Origin of the sequence: Microbacterium sp. A20 (assembly GCF_004794515.1) — a bacterium.
GTDB lineage: Bacteria > Actinomycetota > Actinomycetes > Actinomycetales > Microbacteriaceae > Microbacterium.
Window position 1 is genome coordinate 107,247 of the sequence record NZ_SSDF01000071.1, and the last position, 18,791, is coordinate 126,037.

General features: G+C 68.1%; 12 protein-coding genes. 4 read left to right on the forward strand and 8 right to left on the reverse strand.

The genetic code is table 11. The features are described 5' to 3' along the window. Positions 1–22: 22 nt before the first annotated feature. Positions 23–1,294 carry an ABC transporter substrate-binding protein gene (locus DW298_RS08290; protein WP_136041964.1) on the reverse strand — a complete coding sequence of 424 codons (1,272 nt, stop codon included), beginning with the start codon at positions 1,292–1,294 and terminating at the stop codon, positions 23–25. Between the two features lie 181 nt (positions 1,295–1,475). Between DW298_RS08290 and DW298_RS08295 the strand changes: the two genes are divergently transcribed. Further along, complete coding sequence (locus DW298_RS08295; RefSeq protein WP_136041965.1) at positions 1,476–2,810, forward strand: alpha-L-fucosidase; 1,335 nt, start codon at positions 1,476–1,478, stop codon at positions 2,808–2,810. A gap of 192 nt (positions 2,811–3,002) precedes the next feature. Beyond that, positions 3,003–5,492 carry a glycoside hydrolase family 2 protein gene (locus DW298_RS08300; RefSeq protein ID WP_240745068.1) on the forward strand — a complete coding sequence of 830 codons (2,490 nt, stop codon included), beginning with the start codon at positions 3,003–3,005 and terminating at the stop codon, positions 5,490–5,492. Positions 5,493–5,499: 7 nt separating this feature from the next. Here DW298_RS08300 and DW298_RS08305 read toward each other — a convergent pair whose 3' ends face one another. The 7 genes from DW298_RS08305 to dnaB form a co-directional block, all read right to left on the reverse strand. Continuing rightward, positions 5,500–6,792: an alpha/beta hydrolase gene (locus tag DW298_RS08305; RefSeq protein ID WP_168429544.1), complete on the reverse strand. Its 1,293-nt coding sequence runs from the start codon at positions 6,790–6,792 to the stop codon at positions 5,500–5,502. A gap of 184 nt (positions 6,793–6,976) precedes the next feature. Continuing rightward, positions 6,977–10,000 (reverse strand): glycoside hydrolase family 38 C-terminal domain-containing protein, encoded by a 3,024-nt coding sequence (locus DW298_RS08310; protein ID WP_136041967.1) that lies wholly within the window; start codon positions 9,998–10,000, stop codon positions 6,977–6,979. Positions 10,001–10,046: 46 nt separating this feature from the next. Further along, positions 10,047–10,934 (reverse strand): carbohydrate ABC transporter permease, encoded by an 888-nt coding sequence (locus tag DW298_RS08315; protein ID WP_136041968.1) that lies wholly within the window; start codon positions 10,932–10,934, stop codon positions 10,047–10,049. Next, complete coding sequence (locus DW298_RS08320) at positions 10,934–11,863, reverse strand: sugar ABC transporter permease (protein ID WP_342589076.1); 930 nt, start codon at positions 11,861–11,863, stop codon at positions 10,934–10,936. The genes DW298_RS08315 and DW298_RS08320 overlap by 1 nt, the downstream gene beginning before the upstream one ends. Before the next feature lie 10 nt (positions 11,864–11,873). Next, entirely contained in the window at positions 11,874–13,226 is a 1,353-nt protein-coding gene (locus tag DW298_RS08325; RefSeq protein ID WP_136041969.1) for an extracellular solute-binding protein, read from the reverse strand. Between the two features lie 142 nt (positions 13,227–13,368). After that, positions 13,369–14,583, reverse strand: coding sequence for an ROK family transcriptional regulator (locus tag DW298_RS08330; RefSeq protein ID WP_136041970.1), 1,215 nt, complete (start codon positions 14,581–14,583; stop codon positions 13,369–13,371). 123 nt (positions 14,584–14,706) lie between these two features. After that, entirely contained in the window at positions 14,707–16,080 is a 1,374-nt protein-coding gene (gene dnaB, locus DW298_RS08335) for a replicative DNA helicase (RefSeq protein WP_136041971.1), read from the reverse strand. Between the two features lie 530 nt (positions 16,081–16,610). Here dnaB and DW298_RS08340 point away from each other — a divergent pair. Together DW298_RS08340 and DW298_RS08345 are read left to right on the forward strand one after the other, a co-directional pair. Next, a complete protein-coding gene (locus DW298_RS08340) occupies positions 16,611–17,633 on the forward strand; it encodes a hypothetical protein (RefSeq protein ID WP_136041972.1) in 1,023 nt (340 codons plus the stop codon). Between the two features lie 103 nt (positions 17,634–17,736). Then, positions 17,737–18,791 (forward strand): chaplin family protein (locus tag DW298_RS08345; RefSeq protein ID WP_136041973.1); only part of this gene is annotated, 1,055 nt, incomplete at its 3' end.

Consider the following 18,791-nt stretch of genomic DNA (forward strand, 5'->3'; position numbering starts at 1 on the left):
GGCGGCCGCACCAGGAACGGGACTAATCCGCCTTCTTCGCGATCCCGTCCATCTCGTCGAGGAACTCGTCGACGGTGATCTCGTCGAGGAACAGCGCCTGCAGGCGAGAGCCCATCTGCGTCTGCACGTCTCCCGCCATCCAGGTGTTCGTCTGCATGAAGCGGTAGTTCCCGGCCTGGTAGGACGCGAGGAACTCGGCCGTCGCGTCGGTCTGAGGGCTCGTGCCCGATGTGAACGGAGAGATCGCATTCTCCGCCTCGAGGAACAGATCGAGGTTCTCGGGCTGTGACCAGAAGTCCACGTACTTCTCGGCGGCCTCCTTCACCGGGGACGCCTCGTTGACACCCCACATCGTGCCGACGAACAGCAGCTCGTTGGGGTCGACCCCCGACGTTCCACCGGGCCACGCAGTGAACCGGCTGTCGACGCCGGCTTCGGCGACACCGCCGAGGTTCCATGCGCCCTGGAGCCAGAAGCCCGTGTCACCCGCCGTGAAGTCGTCGACGCCCTGCGACCACTCGTCTTCACCGAGCTCGGTCTTCCAATCGATCAGACCCTGCTCCTGCAGGTCGAGCAGCTGCTCGACAGCCGGCTTCCAGTCCGAGAAGCTCGCATCACCCCGGTAGAACTCTTCGTCCCAGTCCTCGTCGACGGTCGTCGCCGCGGCATTGAGCAACGCCATCGCGCCCGTCCACCCCGCCTTGTCGGGAAGGGTGATGGGGACGTGGCCGGCAGCCCTCAACTTGGCGAGCGCATCGACGAAACCGTCCCAGTCCTTCGGCACCTCGGTCACGCCGACCTCGCTGAGCAGTTCCGTGTTCGAGTACAGGCCGACGCCGATGGCCTCCATGGGCATGGCGAGCACATCGCCGTCGTAGGTCGCGAAGCTCTCGACCTCGGGCGTGATGTCGTCGGCCCATGACGCCGAGGACAGGTCTGCGAGGTATCCCGACTTCCCCCAGGTCGCGAGAAGGTTGCTGTCCAGCATGATCACGTCGGCAGCGTTGCCGGCCAGCAGCTCGGGCTGCACGCGTTGCGAATAGGCCTCATTCGCGGGGATCGCCTCGAACTCGAGTTCGATGTCGGGGTTGGCCTTCTCGAAGGCCGTGTTGATCTCGGCGACATTCGCGGGCTCACCTTCGCCGCCCTTCCAGCCGTACACCTTGAGGACGGTCCGACCGTCTGCGGTCGTCGTCGACGGACTGCCGGATGTGCATCCGGCCAGAACCAGCACCGTCACGACGGCGGTGACGGCACTGGCGGAACGCATCATTCGTTGCTGCGGCTTCTTCATCGAAGGATCTCCTTATCGGGAAGCGAGGACGTCGTCGAGGGTCGTCTGATGACCCAACCGATATTTAGGTAACCGGTTGCCTAAACGTTGCTGGCGAGCGTAAATTGATGCGCGTCGCCTTGTCAAGTGCTCGCATCTGCGGGCGGCGAAACCCCGACCACGCCCTGGACGAAGAGAGCAGATGCCCACCGCCACGCATGCCACTCCGGCACCTCACGCCGCGAGTTCCGCCCACCGTTCCCGCCTGGAGTGGTTCCGCTCCGCCTCGTTCGGACTGTTCATCCACTTCGATCAGGCGAGCCAGCTCGGAGTCGACCTGTCCTGGCCGATGGTCGGGCTCACCAGCGACGACGGCTCGGGTGTGCACGCACGACGGGCCGTCGACTACTTCGCCGAGGCCGACCGATTCGATCCTCGGGAGTGGGATCCTCGGGCGATCGCCCAGGCGGCGAGGGAGGCGGGGATGCAGTACGCCGTCTTCACGACGAAGCATCACTCGGGCTGGGCGTCCTGGCCGAGCGCGGCGACGCCGCTCAACATCTCCACGTCTCCCTATGGGGCGCGCGGGGGCGATCTCGTCCGCGACTACGTGGATGCCTTCCGGGAGGTGGGACTGCGCATCGGGCTCTACTTCTCGGTTTCCGACTGGTCGGACCCCGACTACCCGGCCTGGCGCGCGGATTTCGCACCGTATGGGTTCGAGGAGTACCCGCGCGCGACGCCCGCGCAGTGGGCCGGATATCGCGAACGGATGAAGGCGGAACTCACCGAGCTGCTCACGAACTACGGGCGCATCGATCTGCTGTGGTTCGACGGCGGGTGGGAGCGCACGGCAGAGGAATGGGACAGCGCGGATCTGGAGAGGCACATCCGGTCCCTTCAGCCGGATGTCGTCCTCAACGACCGCATCCCCGGAATCGGCGACTACGTCACGCCGGAGCAGTCGATCCCTGCCGAGCTTCTCCACGACGCGTGGGAAGCGTGCATCACCATGAACGACACGTGGGGATGGGATCCGGACGACCAGGACTACAAGACCACCGCGCATCTCATCCGCACACTCGTCGACTGCGTCGCGAACGGCGGCTCGCTCCTGCTGAATGTGGGACCGAGCAGCACCGGCGCTCTGCCGGCGAAGGAAGAGGCGACGCTGCACGAGATCGCCGACTGGATGCGCACCCATCGCGAGAGCGTGATCGGCGCGCGACCGGGGCTCGAGCCCTGGCAGTTCTACGGCCCGTCGACCAGGAACGCGGACGACCTGTATCTGCACCTCGTCGCCTGGCCGGACGAGACCGCCACCGTGCGGGGCGTCCGGCCTCATTCCGTGCTCGGCGTGGAGCTCCTGACGACGGGGGAAGACCTCCCCTTCCGAGCCATCGTCGATCCCGCGCACGCCCGGGACGACGACCCCCTGGGCAACCTGGTCATCTCGATCCCGCAGGCTCGGCCGGCAGGCCCGCTCCCGGTGATCCGCATCCGTTTCCGGGAAGGCACGACCAGGGTCGCCGGGTAGCCCACGCGGAACGATGGTGCCGGCGTGGACCGGCTGGGCGTAGACATCGACGACTTCACCCGACGCGTGCCGCAAATCCCGCTCCCGGTCGACGAAGCTGCGAAGCTGGAGCCGTCGTCATCCCCCACCCCCGTCGCCTTCATGCTCCTTCCAGAGTGGGAACTGCAGGGGCCTCGAAGCAGGAGCCGTCCCGTGAGCGTCGCGTCCGCCCTTCCCCTCATCCGCCGCCCGCTCACCGATGGCTGGCGGGTCCGTCCGAGCGCCGGCCCCGCACAGGTGCCCGATGCCTGGATCCCCGCCGTCGTCCCAGGTGTGGTGCATCTCGACCTGCTGCGCGCGGGCCTCATCCCCGACCCGTACCTCGACGACAACGAGTCCGCGTTGGCGTGGATCGGCCTGGTGGACTGGACCTACGAGGGCAGCTTCGTCCTCGAGTCGCAGGAGCAGGCGGCCGACCGCCACGAGCTCGTCTTCGACGGTCTCGACACCGTGGCCACGGTCACCGTGAACGGGAACGTGATCGCGGAGGTCGCCAACCAGCATCGCTCCTATCGCCTGGACGTGACGGAGCTGCTCACCACCGGCGACAACACGGTCACCGTCGCCTTCCGCAGCCCCGTCCGGTACGCCGACGCGCAGAGCGTGGCGCTCGGCGCGCGCCCCCGCCCCTACCCCTCGCCGTTCAACGCCCTGCGCAAGTCGGCCTGCAGCTTCGGCTGGGACTGGGGCATCGCCACCTACTCGAGCGGCATCTGGCGCGAGGTGCGGCTGGAGTCCTGGTCCGACGCCCGTCTGAACGACGTCCGCGTCCATGCGACGCCGGACGGCACGGATGGCACGGTACGCGTCGCCGTCGAAGTCGAGCGCACCGCGGCACTTCCGCTCGACCTGACGGTCGAGGTCGCCGGGACGGTCCGCACGGTTCCGATCGCCGCCTCGGAGACGTCGGCGGAGATCGAGGTCCGGGTGAGCGACATCGAGCGCTGGTGGCCCGCCGGCCATGGCGCCCAGCCGCTCTACGACGTCGACATCGCCCTCCTGTCCGAGGGCACGACTCTCGACTCCACGACGAGACGAGTCGGTTTCCGCGACCTGCGCTGGGACACGACGGCGGACGCCTCCGGCACGCCGTTCACCCTGTTCGTGAACGACCGCCCGATCTACGTGAAGGGCGTGAACTGGATTCCGGACGACGCGTTCCCGAACCGCGTCGATCGCGACCGGTACCGGACTCGGCTCGAGCAGGCGAAAAACGCGAACCTCAACCTCATCCGCGTCTGGGGCGGGGGGATCTACGAGTCCGAGGACTTCTACGATCTCGCCGACGAGCTCGGCCTGCTGATCTGGCAGGACTTCCTGTTCGCGTGCGCCGCCTACGCGGAGGAGGATCCGCTGCGTGGTGAGATCGAGGCGGAAGCCCGGGAGAACGTCGCGCGCCTCGCCCACCGTGCCTCGCTGGCGCTGCTCACCGGCAACAACGAGAACACCTGGGGATACGAGGACTGGGGCTGGAAGACCCTGCTCGACGGCAAGAGCTGGGGCGCGCACTACTACTACGAACTTTTCCCCGCGATCATCGACGAGCTCGCTCCGCACGTGCCGTATGCACCCGGAAGCCCCTTCAGCCCGGGCGGCGGGTGGGACGGAAGTCGGCAGACCGGACCGCATCCCAACGACGAGGCGCACGGCACCATGCACCTGTGGGAGCAGTGGAATCGCCGCGACTGGCCGACCTACCGCGACCACCGCCCGCGTTTCGTCGCCGAGTTCGGGTGGCAGGGCCCGCCCACCTGGTCGACGCTGACGCGATCCATCTCGGACGACCCGATCACCCCCGACTCCCCCGGCATGATCGTGCACCAGAAGGCGGCGGACGGGAACGCGAAGCTGGGCGCTGGATTGGTCGCGCACTACCCGATCCCCGACGACATCGAGACCTGGCACTGGGCCATGCAGCTCAATCAGGCGAACGCGGTGGGTTTCGCGCTCGACTGGTTCCGCTCGCTCGCCCCGCACAACGCCGGCGCGATCGTGTGGCAGTTGAACGACTGCTGGCCCGTGACCTCGTGGGCGGCGATCGACGGCGACGGACGGGAGAAGCCGCTGCTGTTCGCCATCGAGAAGGCCTTCGACCCACGAGTGGTGACGGTGCAGCCCGCGAGCGAGGGCCTCGAAGCCGTGCTGCACAACGACACCGGCGACACCTGGTCGGGCAGCGTCTCGCTGCGACGGATCGGCTTCGACGGCACGGTGCACGCCTCCGCCGAGGTGGCGGTGTCGATCGAACCGCGAGGGTCGGCACGTGTGCCGGTTCCGGATGCCGTCGCCGCGCCCGGCGACGTCTCCGCGGAACTGATCGTCGCCGAGGCATCCGGCATTCGCGGACTCTGGTGGTTCGCCGAGCCGCGCGACAGCGCCCTCGCCGAGCCCGGGCTCAACGCCGAGGTGGAAAGCACCGACGGCGGGCACCTGGTGACCGTCACGGCGGGTGCACTGGTGCGCGACCTCACCCTCCTCGTCGACCGACTCTCCCCCGACGCCCGGGTCGACCGCGGTCTGGTGACGCTGCTGCCCGGCGAGCGCGCGACGTTCCGCATCGACGGCGTCGCCGAGCTCGACGCCGCGACGGTGCTCGATCCCCTGGTCGCGCGTTCGGGCAACCAGCTGGTCGCCGCGCGCTGAGCCGGACTCAGTTCCCGATCGGCTTCGGCTGCGGGCACTCGGATGCCGCCGGCAGCTGTGCGGTGAGGAGGTAGGCCTCGGCGATGTCGGTCGGGCAGGTGAAGTTGTTCACCAGTCCGTGGAAGCTCCCCGGCATCGTGATGAGCACGCCTCCGGTGCGCTCGGCGACGGTGCGCGCGTCTTCGATCGGGGTCCGACGGTCGTCGAGTCCGTTGATCAGCAGCGGTTTCGGAGCGTCGTCGGGGAAGTCGAGCGCTCCGATCGGGTCGGCCCCCGGCCATCCGTAGCAATTGGCGTGGGTGCTGAGAACCTCGGCCTGCTGCTCGGCCGTCAGGCCATCCGCCTCTTCCTCCGGAGTCGAGGGCCACGGGAAGTCGGTGCAGTTGTAGGCCAGATCCTGGGAGTACGGAGCCGCGGAGTCGTAGACCTCGGCCATCTTCTGGAACGCGGGCACGAAGCCGTCGGCGAGCTCGGGGTCGCGGTCGGTGCCGTAGCTCGCCGCAGCATCCGCGCTTTCCAGCATGCCGTCGAGCGTCTGCTGGGGGCCGGTCGATTCCGGGTCCATGGTGCCGTCGAGGATCATCGTGCGCACACGATCCGGGTGCTCGGCGAGGTAAGCCTGCCCCAGCAGCGTCCCGTAGGAGATCGCCAGCATGTCGATCCGGTCCGCCTTCAACGCCGTGCGGACCGCCTCGAGATCGCGAACACCCGCATTGATGCCGGCCTCGAGCACGCGGCCATCCGTCTCTTGGTCGCACTTCTTCAGCTCCGCACGCGCACCCTTCTCGAAGGACGACCACTCCGTGTCGATGTCGGCCGCGGTGAAGACGGGCGGGTCCGCGATGTCGCAGGTGATCGGCGTGCTGCGCCCGAAGCCCCGGCGGTCGTACCCGACGATGTCGAAACTGTCCCGGATCTCGGCATCGATCGTCGCCGCGAACCCCGCCTGCGACGTGACGCCCGACAGCAGCGGGCCGCCCGGGTCCACGATCAACACGCCCTTCGGAGCCCCGTCGGCTTTACGAGCGGGGGTGACCGCCACGGCGATCGCGACCTTGGTGTCGTCGTCGCCGCTCGCCGCACCGACCTCCACCGAGCCGCACCGCCGATCGGGCTGTCCGGGAAGAGCGCACGCCTCCCACTCGCCCACCGGGAACCCCTTCGCGCCCTCCGACGGGTCGACGGATTCGATCGACGGTGCACTGCACGCCGCGAGCACCCCCACCGCGAGCGCCAGAACAGCCATCCCCGCCCAGATCCGCGGCGCGCGGGCGCGCGAGTTTTCAGAGACTTTCGCCATGTGCATTTCCCCCAGACGCGGCGAGAGATGTTTCTCGCACCTGCCCAGACTCTCTCCTCCCGGCGGGAAACGCATCACTCGAAAGGGATGAACCGTCGTCGTGTGGCTTCCGGGTCGAGATGGCGAAGAAGCCCGCCGCTGAACAGGTGAGGGGCCTCCGCGCGGGCGGAGACCCCTCACCGGTTCAGACCCGCGGCAGCCGCAGCGTCGCGAGCTGGAACGGACGCAGCGCCAGACGGATGCCGTCGGCATCCTGACCCGTCAGCACCGCCGGCTCGATCTCACGCTCGAGCAGGTCCACTTCGCTGGCGTCGCCGCTCGGGAAGCCCACGGTGACCGTGGCATCGGCACGACGCCCGAGAGCCTCGTACAGCCGGACGATGACGTCGCCGCTGCCGTCTTCGGCGAGCTTGACGGCCTCGACCACCACACCCGGGTGATCGATCGAGATGAGGGGCTGCACATCGTCGGCGCCCTCGATGCGGCGCTCTGCGAGGTTCGTGCGGTACCCCTCGGCGATCGCGTCGACGAGCTCGCCGCCGACGACGATGCCCACCTCCAGATGATGCCGGCCCTGGTCCTGCTGCGGGTCGGGGAACAGCGCCGCCCTGACGAGCGAGAGCCGCACGGTCGAGTACGTGCCGCCCGTCTCACGCGGGTGCCGGGTGATGTCGTGGCCGTAGGTGGAGTCGTTGGTGACCGCGACGCCGAAGTCGCTCTCCCCCACTCTGACCCACCGATGCGCCACGGTCTCGAAGCGCGCAGCATCCCACGAGGTGTTGGTGTGGGTCGGACGCACGATGTGCCCGAACTGGATCTCGGAGGCGGCGTGGTCGGTGTGCACGTCGACGGGGACGCTGAGCTTGAGCAGCTTCTGCCGCTCGTGCCAGTCGACGTCGACGGCCAGCTTCAGGGTGCGCGACCCTTCGTCGAGACGGATGCTGTGCACCAGCGTCGACGCGCCGAATGAGCGCGAGATCACCACGGCGCCGTCGACGATCTCGATGCCGTCCACATCGAGGAGGTCGGTGACGTTGCGACGATAGTGCTCGTCGATGTCCCAGGCGTCCCACTGCGTCGGGGTGTCCCGGTGCAGCTGGAAGACGCCGGCGCTCTGGCCGGCCGGCACGACCTCGCGGCCGCTCGCCAGGTCGATGATCGAGGTGAGCACCCCGCGGGCGTCGATCGTCGCGCGCACGAGCCCGTTGTCGAGCACGAATCCGCCGTCCACCGCGACCGGCGCGACCGGTGCAGCCGCATCCGCCTCGCCGATCGACAGTGCGCCGACCGACGCGTGCCCGTGCGGGGCCGCGTTGGCCACGAGGCTGCGCGTGCCCTCGCCGACCAGCGCACGCAGCGAGTCGGCGATGATCTGCTCGAGCTCCACGGCGATCGCCGCGTAGTTGCGCTCGGCATCCTGATGCACCCAGGCGATCGACGTTCCGGGCAGGATGTCATGGAACTGCTGGAGGAGGACGAGCTGCCAGAGTCGCTTCAGCTGCTCAGCCGGGTAAGCGCGTCCGGTGCGGACGGATGCCGTCGCCGCCCACAGCTCGGCCTCACGGAGCAGGTGCTCGCTGCGACGGTTGCCCTGTTTGGTGCCCAGCTGACTCGTGTACGTGCCGCGGTGGAACTCGAGATACAGCTCGCCGCTCCACACCTCGGGCGACGGGTATTCCGACTCGGCCTGCTCGAAGAATGCCCGAGGCGTGGAATGCCGGGCGACCGGCGACCCTTCCAGCGACCCCGCGCGCTCGACCTGCGCCGCCATCTCACGGGTCGGTCCGCCACCGCCGTCGCCGTAACCGTACGGCAGCAGCGAGACACGGGCTCGGCCCTTGTCCTGGAAGTTCCGCTGCGCATGCGCGAGATCGGCCTGCGAGGCGTCCGAGTTGTACTTGTCGACGGGAGGGAAGTGCGTGAACACGCGCGTGCCGTCGAGCCCCTCCCAGAGGAAGGTGTGATGCGGCATCCGGTTCGTCTCGTTCCAGGAGATCTTCTGCGTGAGGAACCACTTCGATCCCGAGGCCTTGATGATCTGCGGAAGGGCACCGCTGTAGCCGAAGGAGTCGGGTAGCCAGACCTCGGGGGTGTCGATCCCGAACTCGCGGAGGAAGAAGCCCTTGCCCTCGACGAACTGACGGGCGAGGGCTTCGGAGCCGACCATGTTCGTGTCCGACTCGACCCACATGCCGCCGACCGGGACGAAGCGGCCTTCGCGCACGCGCTCGACCAGACGCTCCCAGATCTCCGGGTAGCGCTCCTTGATCCAGGCGAACTGCTGCGCCGATGAACTCGCGAACACGACGTCGGGGTTCTCGTCCATCAGCGAGAGCACGTTCGAGAAGGTGCGCGACACCTTGCGCGCCGTCTCGCGCACCGGCCACAGCCAGGCCGAATCGATGTGCGCGTGTCCGACGGCATGAAGCACGTGCGCGCTGGCATGGGCAGGACTCGCCAGGACCGTTCGGAGCGCCTCACGGCCCGCTGCCGCCGTGCCAGCCACGTCATGCGGGTCCACCAGGTCGATCATCCGATCCAGTGCCTGCACGATCTCCGCTCGCCGGGGAGACGAGGCATCCAGCTCACCGAGGAGTCCGCGCAGGATCACGGTGTCGTCGAGCAGCGACTCGACGGTCAGATCGCGCAGGGCCACATCGACGACGCGGAGCACGTAGATCGGATCGGCACCGGCGGTCTCGGGGTCGCCGAGCGAGGTCGGGTCGAACGTGAAGATGCTGCCCACGTCGGGATTCGACGCCGCCTCGAGCAGCACGTCGATACGGCCGTCCGACTGCACCGCCGCGGCGACCGCGTTGTTGAACGGCGAGATGCCCTTGATCGGACTCCCGTCGAGTCCCCAGACGAGGGCCTCGGCCTGGAAGCCGCTCTGTCCGGCCGTGAAGCCGAGGTCCACGACGAGTTCTGCCCTGGTGCCGTCCGGGAGCTCGCCGGATGCCGTACGCCATTCGCTCGGGACCTCCCCGCTCACACGGAACCAGGTCGTGCCCCAGGGGCGGCCCCACGGAGCGCCGACAGCGGTCGGCGTGTAGTCCGCCTGAACGGCATCCGTGAAGGGCACCGGCTCCCCCGGCACCTCCCACGCGCGCACCTCGAGCGGGTGGCTCAGGCGGTGACGCGCCGGACGGAGGCGCTCGCGGATGAATCGGTCGATGCGCATCTCGATGAGCGCGGTGCGGTCGTGCATGTGTGGTGCTTTCTGGATCGTGGGGATTGTGCGAGGAGGCCGGGGATCAGCCCTTGACGCCGCCGGCCAGCGCGAAGTTGCTGCCGGAGAGACGCTGCACGAGCAGGTACAGGACGAGGATCGGCACGGAGTACAACATGGCGAACGCGGCGAGCTGCCCGTAGGCGACGGCCCCGTTGGTGCCGAAGAAGGTGAAGATCGCGACGGCCGCCGGCATCTTCTCCGAGCTGAACAGCAGGACGAACGGAACGAAGAAGTTCCCCCACGCCTGCGTGAACACGAAGATGAAGACGACGCTGATGCCTGGGCGCATGAGCGGCAGGACGATGGTCCACAGTGCCCGCATGGCGGAGGCGCCGTCGACCCATGCCGCCTCTTCGAGGGAGACCGGCACCGAGTCCATGAAGTTCTTCAGCATCCAGATCGCCATGGGCAACGACGTCGCGGCCATGAACAGGATCACGCTGACCTGCGAATCGAGCATCTTCAACTGCACGAACAGCGCGTAGACCGGCACCATCATGGCCGTGATCGGCAGGCAGGAACCGAACAGGACCGAGTACATGAACCCGCGCTGGAACCGCGAGTTGTGCCGCGAGAGCGGATATGCGGCGAGCACTCCGACGACGACGGTGATCAAGGCGGTGCCGAACGAGATCAGCGCCGAGTTCCATAGCGGCAGCAGCGTCATCGACCAGTCGAACACCGAGGCGAAGTTGTCGAACGTCACACTCTCCGGCACCGAGATCGACACGGTGGCCTTCGGGGACACCGAGGAGAACACGATCCACGCGATCGGCACGAGGAACACGAGCCCGATCACGATCAGGACGGTGTTGGCGAGCCATGCGGAGCGGCGCTTCGCAGGAGTCGCGACGGAGATCCGCTGGCCGCGCCTCACGGCGGGGCGGACGATTGCTTCCGTGGCGGTCATCAGTCGACCTCCGGCTTGAGGATGCGGATATAGAAGATCGCGAAGATCGCGCCGAGCACGAGGGTCACCGCAGCGATCGCCGTGCCGTAGCCGATCTGGGAGTACTGGAAGGCCTCCTGATAGGCGAGGACGGGAAGGGTCGAACTCGAGACGCCCGGTCCTCCCTTGGTCATCACCCAGATGAGACCGAAGGTCCCGAGCGTCTGCAGGGTGGTGAGCATCAGGTTCGTCGAGATCGAGCGGCGGATCATCGGGATGGTGATGAGGAAGAACCGCTGGGCGGCGTTCGCACCGTCGATCTGTGCAGCCTCCATCACCTCGGGCGGCACTTCGTTGAGGGCGGCCCCGTAGACGAGCATCGAGAACGCTGTACCCCGCCAGACGTTGGCGAGGATGACGGCGAACATCGGGTACTCGATGAGCCAGCTCACCGCAGGGATGCCGATGGCCTCCAGCAGCGCATTGAGCGTGCCGTCCTTCGAGAAGTAGGCGTAGAGGGCGAAGGCGGCGACGATCTCGGGCATCACCCAGGCGACGACGACGAGTGCGCCGACCACGCTGTTGACCGACTTCGAACCGATGCGCATGAGCGCGGCGACGCCGAGACCCAGCACGTTCTGACCGATGATCGCGGAGAACAGCACGAAGACGACCGTGAGGACCAGCGCGGTCCAGAAGTTCGGGTCGGTGAACAGCGAGACGTAGTTGTCGAGTCCGATGAACTCGGGCTGCGCCGCCCGATAGCCCGTGAGCGCGCGGTTGGTCAGCGATCCCCAGATGGCGTAGATGATCGGCCCGAGCAGGAACACGACCAGCAGCACCACGGCGGGCAGCAGCGGAACCGAGCGCATCAGTTCGCGGAGAGGGGCGCGCCTCCCGGCCCCGGTCTGCACCGGGGCCGGGCTGTGCGTTGTGGAAGCGGAGGTCACTGCAGGGTTCCTACTCGACCTTGTCCGCGCCGACGATCTGGGTGAGCGCATCGTCGTAGGTCTTGGCCGCGTCCTCCGGGCTCGCTTCTCCGGTGATCACCGATTCGGTGGCCTGCTGAAGCGCGCTGGTGATCTGCGAATAGTCCGGCGTGGTCGGACGGAAGTGCGTGTACTGCACGAGGTCGGAGAAGAACGCGAAGGTCGGGTTGTACGAGAGGTACGCATCGTCGGTCGCCACGTCCTCACGGACGGCGATCTGGCTGTTCTCGGTGTCGTACTTGAGCGAGTTCTCCTGGTTCAGCGCCATCGCGATGAAGTCGAAGGACGTCTGCGGGTGCTTCGTCTGAGCGCCGACCGCGAGGGTCCAGCCCCCGGACATCGAGGTGAAGCCGGGGTCGCCGCCGTCCTGCGTCGGCATCTTGGCGAGACCGATCGTGTCCTCCCAGCCGTCCCAGGCGCTTTCGCCGCTGATCCAGCCGCCGGGGAGCCACGACCCGTCGATGGCCATGGCGAGCTTCCCCTCGGGGAGCAGCTCCGTGGGGACGCGGCTGCCGATGTTCGAATCGAGGGCGAGATCGAGCGGAGTCGCCAGATCGTTCTTGTAGAGCGTGTCGTAGAAGCCGAACGCATCCGTGAGGCCCTCGGAGTCCACCGCCCACTTGTCGGAGTCGGCGTCGTACAGAGTGGACTCGGTGCCGTAGAGCAGCATCTCGAGACCCTGCATCGACGTCTGCTCACCGGCGCTCTTGCTGCCGTAGATGTTCAGCGGGATCAGGTCGGCGTCGTACGCCTTCACCGCTTCGGCGGCATCGAGGATGTCCTGCCACGACGTGGGCTGCCAGTCGGCGGGGAGTCCCGCCGCGGCGAAGATCTCCTTGTTGTAGTAGATCGCGCGGGTGTCGGTGCCCATCGAGACGCCGTAGGTGCTGCCGTCTCCGCCGAGCCCGGCCTCCTTGGCTGCGTCGTAGAACTGGTCCCAGTCATCCCAGTCGGCGAGGTAGTCGTCGATCGGGAGCAGGTAGCCGGCAGCGGCATCGGAGCGCAGCTGGAAGGTGTCCTCGTAGATCACGTCGGGCGCCGTGTCGGGCGAGCCGTTCATCAGGGCGAGCTTCGTGAAGTACTCGTCCTCGGACTCGATCGGCTGGAGCTTCACCGTCACACCGGGGTTCGCGGCCTCGAACTCGGGTTTGACCTTCTGGAAGAGATCATCGAGCTGGTGGAACGCGGACGCCATCTGATACGCGACGGTGATGGTGCGGTCTCCGCTGTCGGACGTCTCCGCGTCCCCGGATGCACCGCATCCCGAGAGGCCGACTGCGCCGACCGCGATCGCGCCGACGGCGGCGAGGGGCTTCGTTCGCATCTGATTTGCTCCTTTGCATGCGGACCTCGCTGTTGAGGCCCTCAGACGGATAATCCTATCAAATGGGATAAATGGGTCGAGAGCAGCATGTAACAGTTCCGTCACGGAACGCATTCCGTCCGGCGGCAGCGGCCGCCCGCGGTCAGCGGCTGATCATGAGCCGTGACGGCCGTGCCGTGAGGGCATCGTCGAGCACGAGGCACGCGGCTCCGACCGCGGCTGAATCCGCTCCCATCTGCGATGGGCGCAGGTGCACGGGTTCCGTGGACGTGCTGACGGCGGAGGTGTGCACCCAGTGATCCAGCGCCGGGAGAAGCCGTTCACCGAGCCTCGACCACGCGGGGCCTCCGAGGACGACGATGCCGAGATCGAGGAGGTTGTTCACCTCGACGATCGCCGTCGCGAGGTGCCTCCCCGCGCGCTCCAGGGCCGCAAGCACTCCCTCGTCTCCGGCGGCGGCCAAGGACGATAGCAGCTCGAGCTGCATCCGTGCATCCGCCGTGCCGCTCGGCGAAGTCGTCCGCTCCGCCTGGGCCAGGAGCACCCTCGGCTCCATGATCACGCCGATGCAGCCACGCGACCCGCAGGTGCAGAGCGGCCCCTCCGGGTCGACGACGATGTGCGCGATGTTGCCGGCGTTGCCCGTTCGCCCGTGCACCGGTGCCCCCGAGACGGAGAGCCCGAGGCCGAGGCCGGCACCGTAGTAGAGGAACATCGCGTCGGCGAGCTCCTGCCCCGCGTCGAACCACTGCTCCCCGACGACCGTCGCCACGACGTCCTTCTCGAGCAGCGTCGGCAGCCCGCTGACCCTTTCCAGCTCTGTGCGCACCGACACGTTGTGCCAGGCGGGGAGGAGCGGCGGATTCAGCAGGCGACCCGCGTCGCGGTCGAACGGCCCCGGGGCCGCCACACCGATCCCGAGTACGCGCTTAGCCGGAAGACGCGCCTCGACGATGAGCGATCGGACGCTGTCCCCGAGACGGCCCACGAGTTCGTCCGGCGACGCATCCGCGCCTCCGGGGGTCTGCTCGGTCCGTGCGACGACAGCGCCGGCGGCATCCACGACCACGACGGTGTCGACGGCCGGGTCGAGATGCACCCCGACCGCGTAGCGCGAGTCCGACCGCAGAGCGAGGAGCGTCCGTGGCTTTCCCGGCCCCGAGATGACCTTTCCGGTCTCTTCGATCAGCCCCTCGTTGGCAAGTCGGCGAGTGACATTGCTGAGCGTCTGCGTGGACAACCCCGTGCGTTCGGCGAGCTCGCTGCGGCTGAGCCCTTCCTCGGACCGGCGGATGAGGTCGAAGACGAGCGCCTGGTTGTAGACGCCCACAGCAGGGAGGTTCGACCCACGCTGCATATTCCGCTCCTCACCCGTGCGCCTCCGTCGGCGCGTGAACCTCATGATCGCCGCGCAGCACCGCAACGGTCAAACCCGGGCTCGCGGGTTCGAGAGTTCGCCCGCGTGCGTCGGGGGAGACGATCAGTTGAAGTCGCCGCCCGGGGCCATGTCCATGAAGCGGGAGTAGTGACCCTGGAACGCGACGGTGATCGTGGCGGTCGGACCGTTACGGTGCTTGGCGACGATCAGGTCGGCCTCGCCGGGGCGCACATCCTTGTCGTAGACCGAGTCGCGGTGCAGCAGGATGACCATGTCGGCGTCCTGCTCGATCGAGCCGGACTCACGCAGGTCGCTGATCGCGGGCTTCTTGTCGGTGCGCTGCTCGGGACCACGGTTCAGTTGCGACAGGGCGATCACGGGAACCTGCAGTTCCTTGGCGATGAGCTTGAGGCTTCGCGAGAACTCCGAGACCTCCTGCTGACGCGACTCGACGCGCTTGCCCGAGGTCATCAGTTGCAGGTAGTCGATGATGACCATGCGCAGGCCCTCGCGCTGCTTGAGTCGACGGCACTTCGCGCGGATCTCGACGAGCGTCATGTTGGGGCTGTCGTCGATGTAGAGCGGAGCGTCGTTGATGCGGCCGCGGGTCGCGGCGACGGTGGTCCAGTCGCGCGGGTCGAGGTTTCCCTTGCGCATGTTCTGCAGCGGGATCTGGCCCTCGGCGCTGAGCAGACGCATCGCGATCTCGCTCTTGCCCATCTCGAGCGAGAAGAAGACCGAGGGGATGTTGTGGCCGATGGATGCCGAGCGCGCGAAATCGAGCGCGAGCGTGGACTTACCCATGGCAGGACGCGCGGCGACGACGATCATCTGTCCACCGTGCAGGCCGTTGGTGAGTTCGTCGAGCTCCCGGAACCCGGTGGGCACACCCGTCATCGAGCCGTCGCGGCCGCTGGCGGCCTCGATCTCTTCGAGAGCCGCGTCGACGGCGATCTGCAGCGGGACGTAGTCCTCGGCGGTCTCGGATCCGGTGATCGAGTAGATCTCGGCCTGAGCGTTGTTGACGATGTCGGTCGCGTCGCCCTCACCCGCGTAGCCGAGCTGCACGATGCGCGTGCCGGCGTCGACCAGGCGACGGAGGATCGCGCGCTCCGAGACGATGCCCGCGTAGTAGCCGGCGTTCGCCGCGGTGGGGACGATCGAGGTGAGGGTGTGCAGGTAGTCGGCGCCGCCCGCGCGACCCAGCTCGCCGGTCTTGATCAGCTCGTCGGTGACGGCCACGACGTCGGTGGGCTCGCCGTGCGAGTAGAGCGAGAGGATCGCCTCGAAGATCAGCTCGTGCTTCGGGATGTAGAAGTCGGCGCCCTTGAGCGTCTCGATCACGTCGGCGACGGCATCTTTCGAGAGGAGCATTCCGCCCAGCGCGCTCTGCTCCGCGAGGAGGTCGTGCGGAGGGGTGCGCTCCGGCGGACGCTGCCCTCCCAGGCGCTCCTCTGAGATGTCGGCGATCGACACAGTCTTCCCTTCGATGCGACGTTTCCGATGCGATGTTCTGATGAGGCGCTTCGGCGGCGGGGCCGCGTGGCTCTCGGCCGACGAACCGCTTCGCACAGCGAAACAGGTGCCTCCGACATTCGGTCGCTCGCCCACGCTACGAGCGACGGTTTCCACATGCAACACGGCCTGTGGATAACCATGTGGAAAGCGTGCGGACAAAGCCGGAGTGTCTGTGCACAACGGGTGTGGATAACCCCGTGGATGGGTGACAGTTCAAACTTTTTTCTGCCGTTTGAACTGGTCTTTGTTGTTTCCCCAGCCTGTGGATGGGAATCAGTTTAAATCGCGCATTGAAGGTTGCCCCTCTCGGGAGGGGGATGTGTAGAACCTGGGGAAAGTCAAGCCGAGTTTTCACCGGGCGCGTCACAACCCGACATCCCCGGAAACGCGCGCAAAACCCCCTAGACAGAACCTCCCCTCGCGAGTATCGTCACCCGCAATCGACGCATCTGCGTCGACGTACGTTGCCTTCGGAGGGGGAGGTGGACGTGGACGTTTCGGCCACCCGACGCGGCGTTCCTGCCGTGGCCCTCTGGGGTGCCGTCGGAGCGCTCGCCTGGGCGACGCTCACCGTCCTCCTCGGCGGCGGTTCCGCGCACGCGGATGAGCAGCAGGACGGCCCGCTCGACGGGCTGACCTCGCTCGTGAATGAAACCGTGTCGACCGTCACCGCTCCGGTGGCGCCCGTCGTGTCGAAGGTCGTCGCACCCGTGGTCACGAAGGTCGTCGCCCCCGTGCAGAAGGCCGTTCCGGCCGTGGTCGAGACCGTGACGCAGGCCGTCGCCGAGACCCCGGTCGTGGGTCCTGCCACCGCCCCGGTCGTGCACGCCGTCACCGAGACGGCGGAGGCGGTCATCGCACCGGTCACCGAGGTCCTGACAGATTCGCCGGTATCGCAGATCACCGATCCGATCCTCGACACCGTCGCGGGCGTCCCCGTCGTCGGCGACCTGGTCACCGACCTCGGCGTGATCTCCGCCGTGGACGACGTCGTCGGAGTGGTCGATGACACGACCGCCCTTCTCGGAGAGGTGACGAACGGAACCGTCCCGCCCGTGCTCGAGGCGCTCGATCCGACGACACCCGACCCGACGACACCCGTTCCGACCCCGGGCACCGGTGTCATCGACCACTCCGACGACGTCGTCCCCGGCATCGCCGTCACCGCGACGGCCGCCGCGCCGGCACCGATCCTCGGCGCCTCGGGCGTCGCTTCCGCGCACGCCACGGCCCTCTCATCCTCGCCCGGCGTCTCCCTCGCGGGCTCGCAGTCTGCTCCGGCCGCGCAAGACACCGCGACTGCGCCCACCGGCTCCTCTTCCGGGAACCCGCCGGGCGCCCCTGCACCCGCTTCTTCCTCCGCCGGTCCCGGTGGGGGCTCCAGCCCTGCCCACGCGCGCCTCAGCGACGTGGCACCTGCTCCGCTCCGTGCTGGCGAGCGGACATCCGGCGCATCCGACGACGTGCTTCCTTCGTCGCCGGTCGCCGACACCGACGTCTCTCCTGACTGACGGTCCGTCACGTCGTTCCCCCGGGAACGACAGATGCCGTGCTGCGCGCGCACTCTGATCGCGCGCACCCATCAGACGATCCATCCAGTCAGGAGAAACGATCATGCGCACTTACCTCAAGCGGGCCCTGTGGGGCACGCTCCTCGCCGGGGGCATCACGCTCCTCGGCGCGACGGCCGCGAACGCGGCCGAGACATCCGGGGAAGACGGACTGCTCTCCGGCACGCAGGCGGAGACAGCGATCACGGCACCGATCTCGGCGGTCGGCAACGCGATCTCCGTGCTCGGCGACGTCGTCGCGGCGCCCGCCCCCGCACCGGCTCCCGCGCCGGCCCCAGCTCCCGCTCCGGCTCCCGCACCGGCTCCGGCTCCGGCTCCGGCTCCGGCTCCGGCTCCGGCTCCGGCTCCGGCTCCGGCTCCGACGACCAGCGGATCCTCGGGCACGGCATCCGGCACCCAGGCCGTCGTGACCGTGAACCTCCCCGTCACGGTGTCGGGCAACGCGGTGAGCGTGCTCGACGACAGCTCATCGACCAGCGCCCCGGCCGCAACTCCCCAGAACTCGGCTCCCCAGGCCGAGACCCCGGCCGGGGCGCCTCTCGTGACCACGAACGGAGTGGACGGCGTGCTCTCGGGCACGCAGGCGCTGCTCGCGGTCAACGCCCCGATCACGGTCACGGGCAACGCCGTGTCCGTGCTCGGCGACACCGAGAGCGCCCCGTCGAGCGGAGAGGCAGCCGCAGCACCGGCGTCCTCTGCGCCGACCACATCGGGCGCCACGTCCGGTGACGACGGGATCGGCAGCGGCACCCAGGTGATCGCGCCCGTCACGGCACCGGTGACGGTGTCGGGCAATGCGATCTCGCTGCTCGGCGACAGCGCGTCGACCGGATCCGGCACGGCCGGCACCGGCGGCTCTTCCGCTCCCGCCACGACGGCGGGAACCTCGGGTGAGGACGCGACCCTCGGCGGCACGCAGGCGATTGCACCCGTCACGGCACCCGTGAAGGTGTCGGGCAACGCGATCTCCCTGCTCGGCGACAGCGCGTCGACCGGATCCGGCACAGGCGGAACCACGGCACCCACCGCCCCCGCCACTGGAGGCAACACCACCACCGGAGACGACGGCATCCTCGGCGGCACCCAGATCACCGCACC

Coding starts and splice junctions, on each gene's coding strand:
- DW298_RS08290 (WP_136041964.1), bottom strand. CDS start 1,294: ATGAAGAAGCCGCAGCAACGAATGATGCGTTCCGCCAGTGCCGTCACC.
- DW298_RS08295 (WP_136041965.1), top strand. CDS start 1,476: ATGCCCACCGCCACGCATGCCACTCCGGCACCTCACGCCGCGAGTTCC.
- DW298_RS08305 (WP_168429544.1), bottom strand. CDS start 6,792: ATGGCGAAAGTCTCTGAAAACTCGCGCGCCCGCGCGCCGCGGATCTGG.
- DW298_RS08310 (WP_136041967.1), bottom strand. CDS start 10,000: ATGCACGACCGCACCGCGCTCATCGAGATGCGCATCGACCGATTCATC.
- DW298_RS08315 (WP_136041968.1), bottom strand. CDS start 10,934: ATGACCGCCACGGAAGCAATCGTCCGCCCCGCCGTGAGGCGCGGCCAG.
- DW298_RS08325 (WP_136041969.1), bottom strand. CDS start 13,226: ATGCGAACGAAGCCCCTCGCCGCCGTCGGCGCGATCGCGGTCGGCGCA.
- DW298_RS08330 (WP_136041970.1), bottom strand. CDS start 14,583: ATGCAGCGTGGGTCGAACCTCCCTGCTGTGGGCGTCTACAACCAGGCG.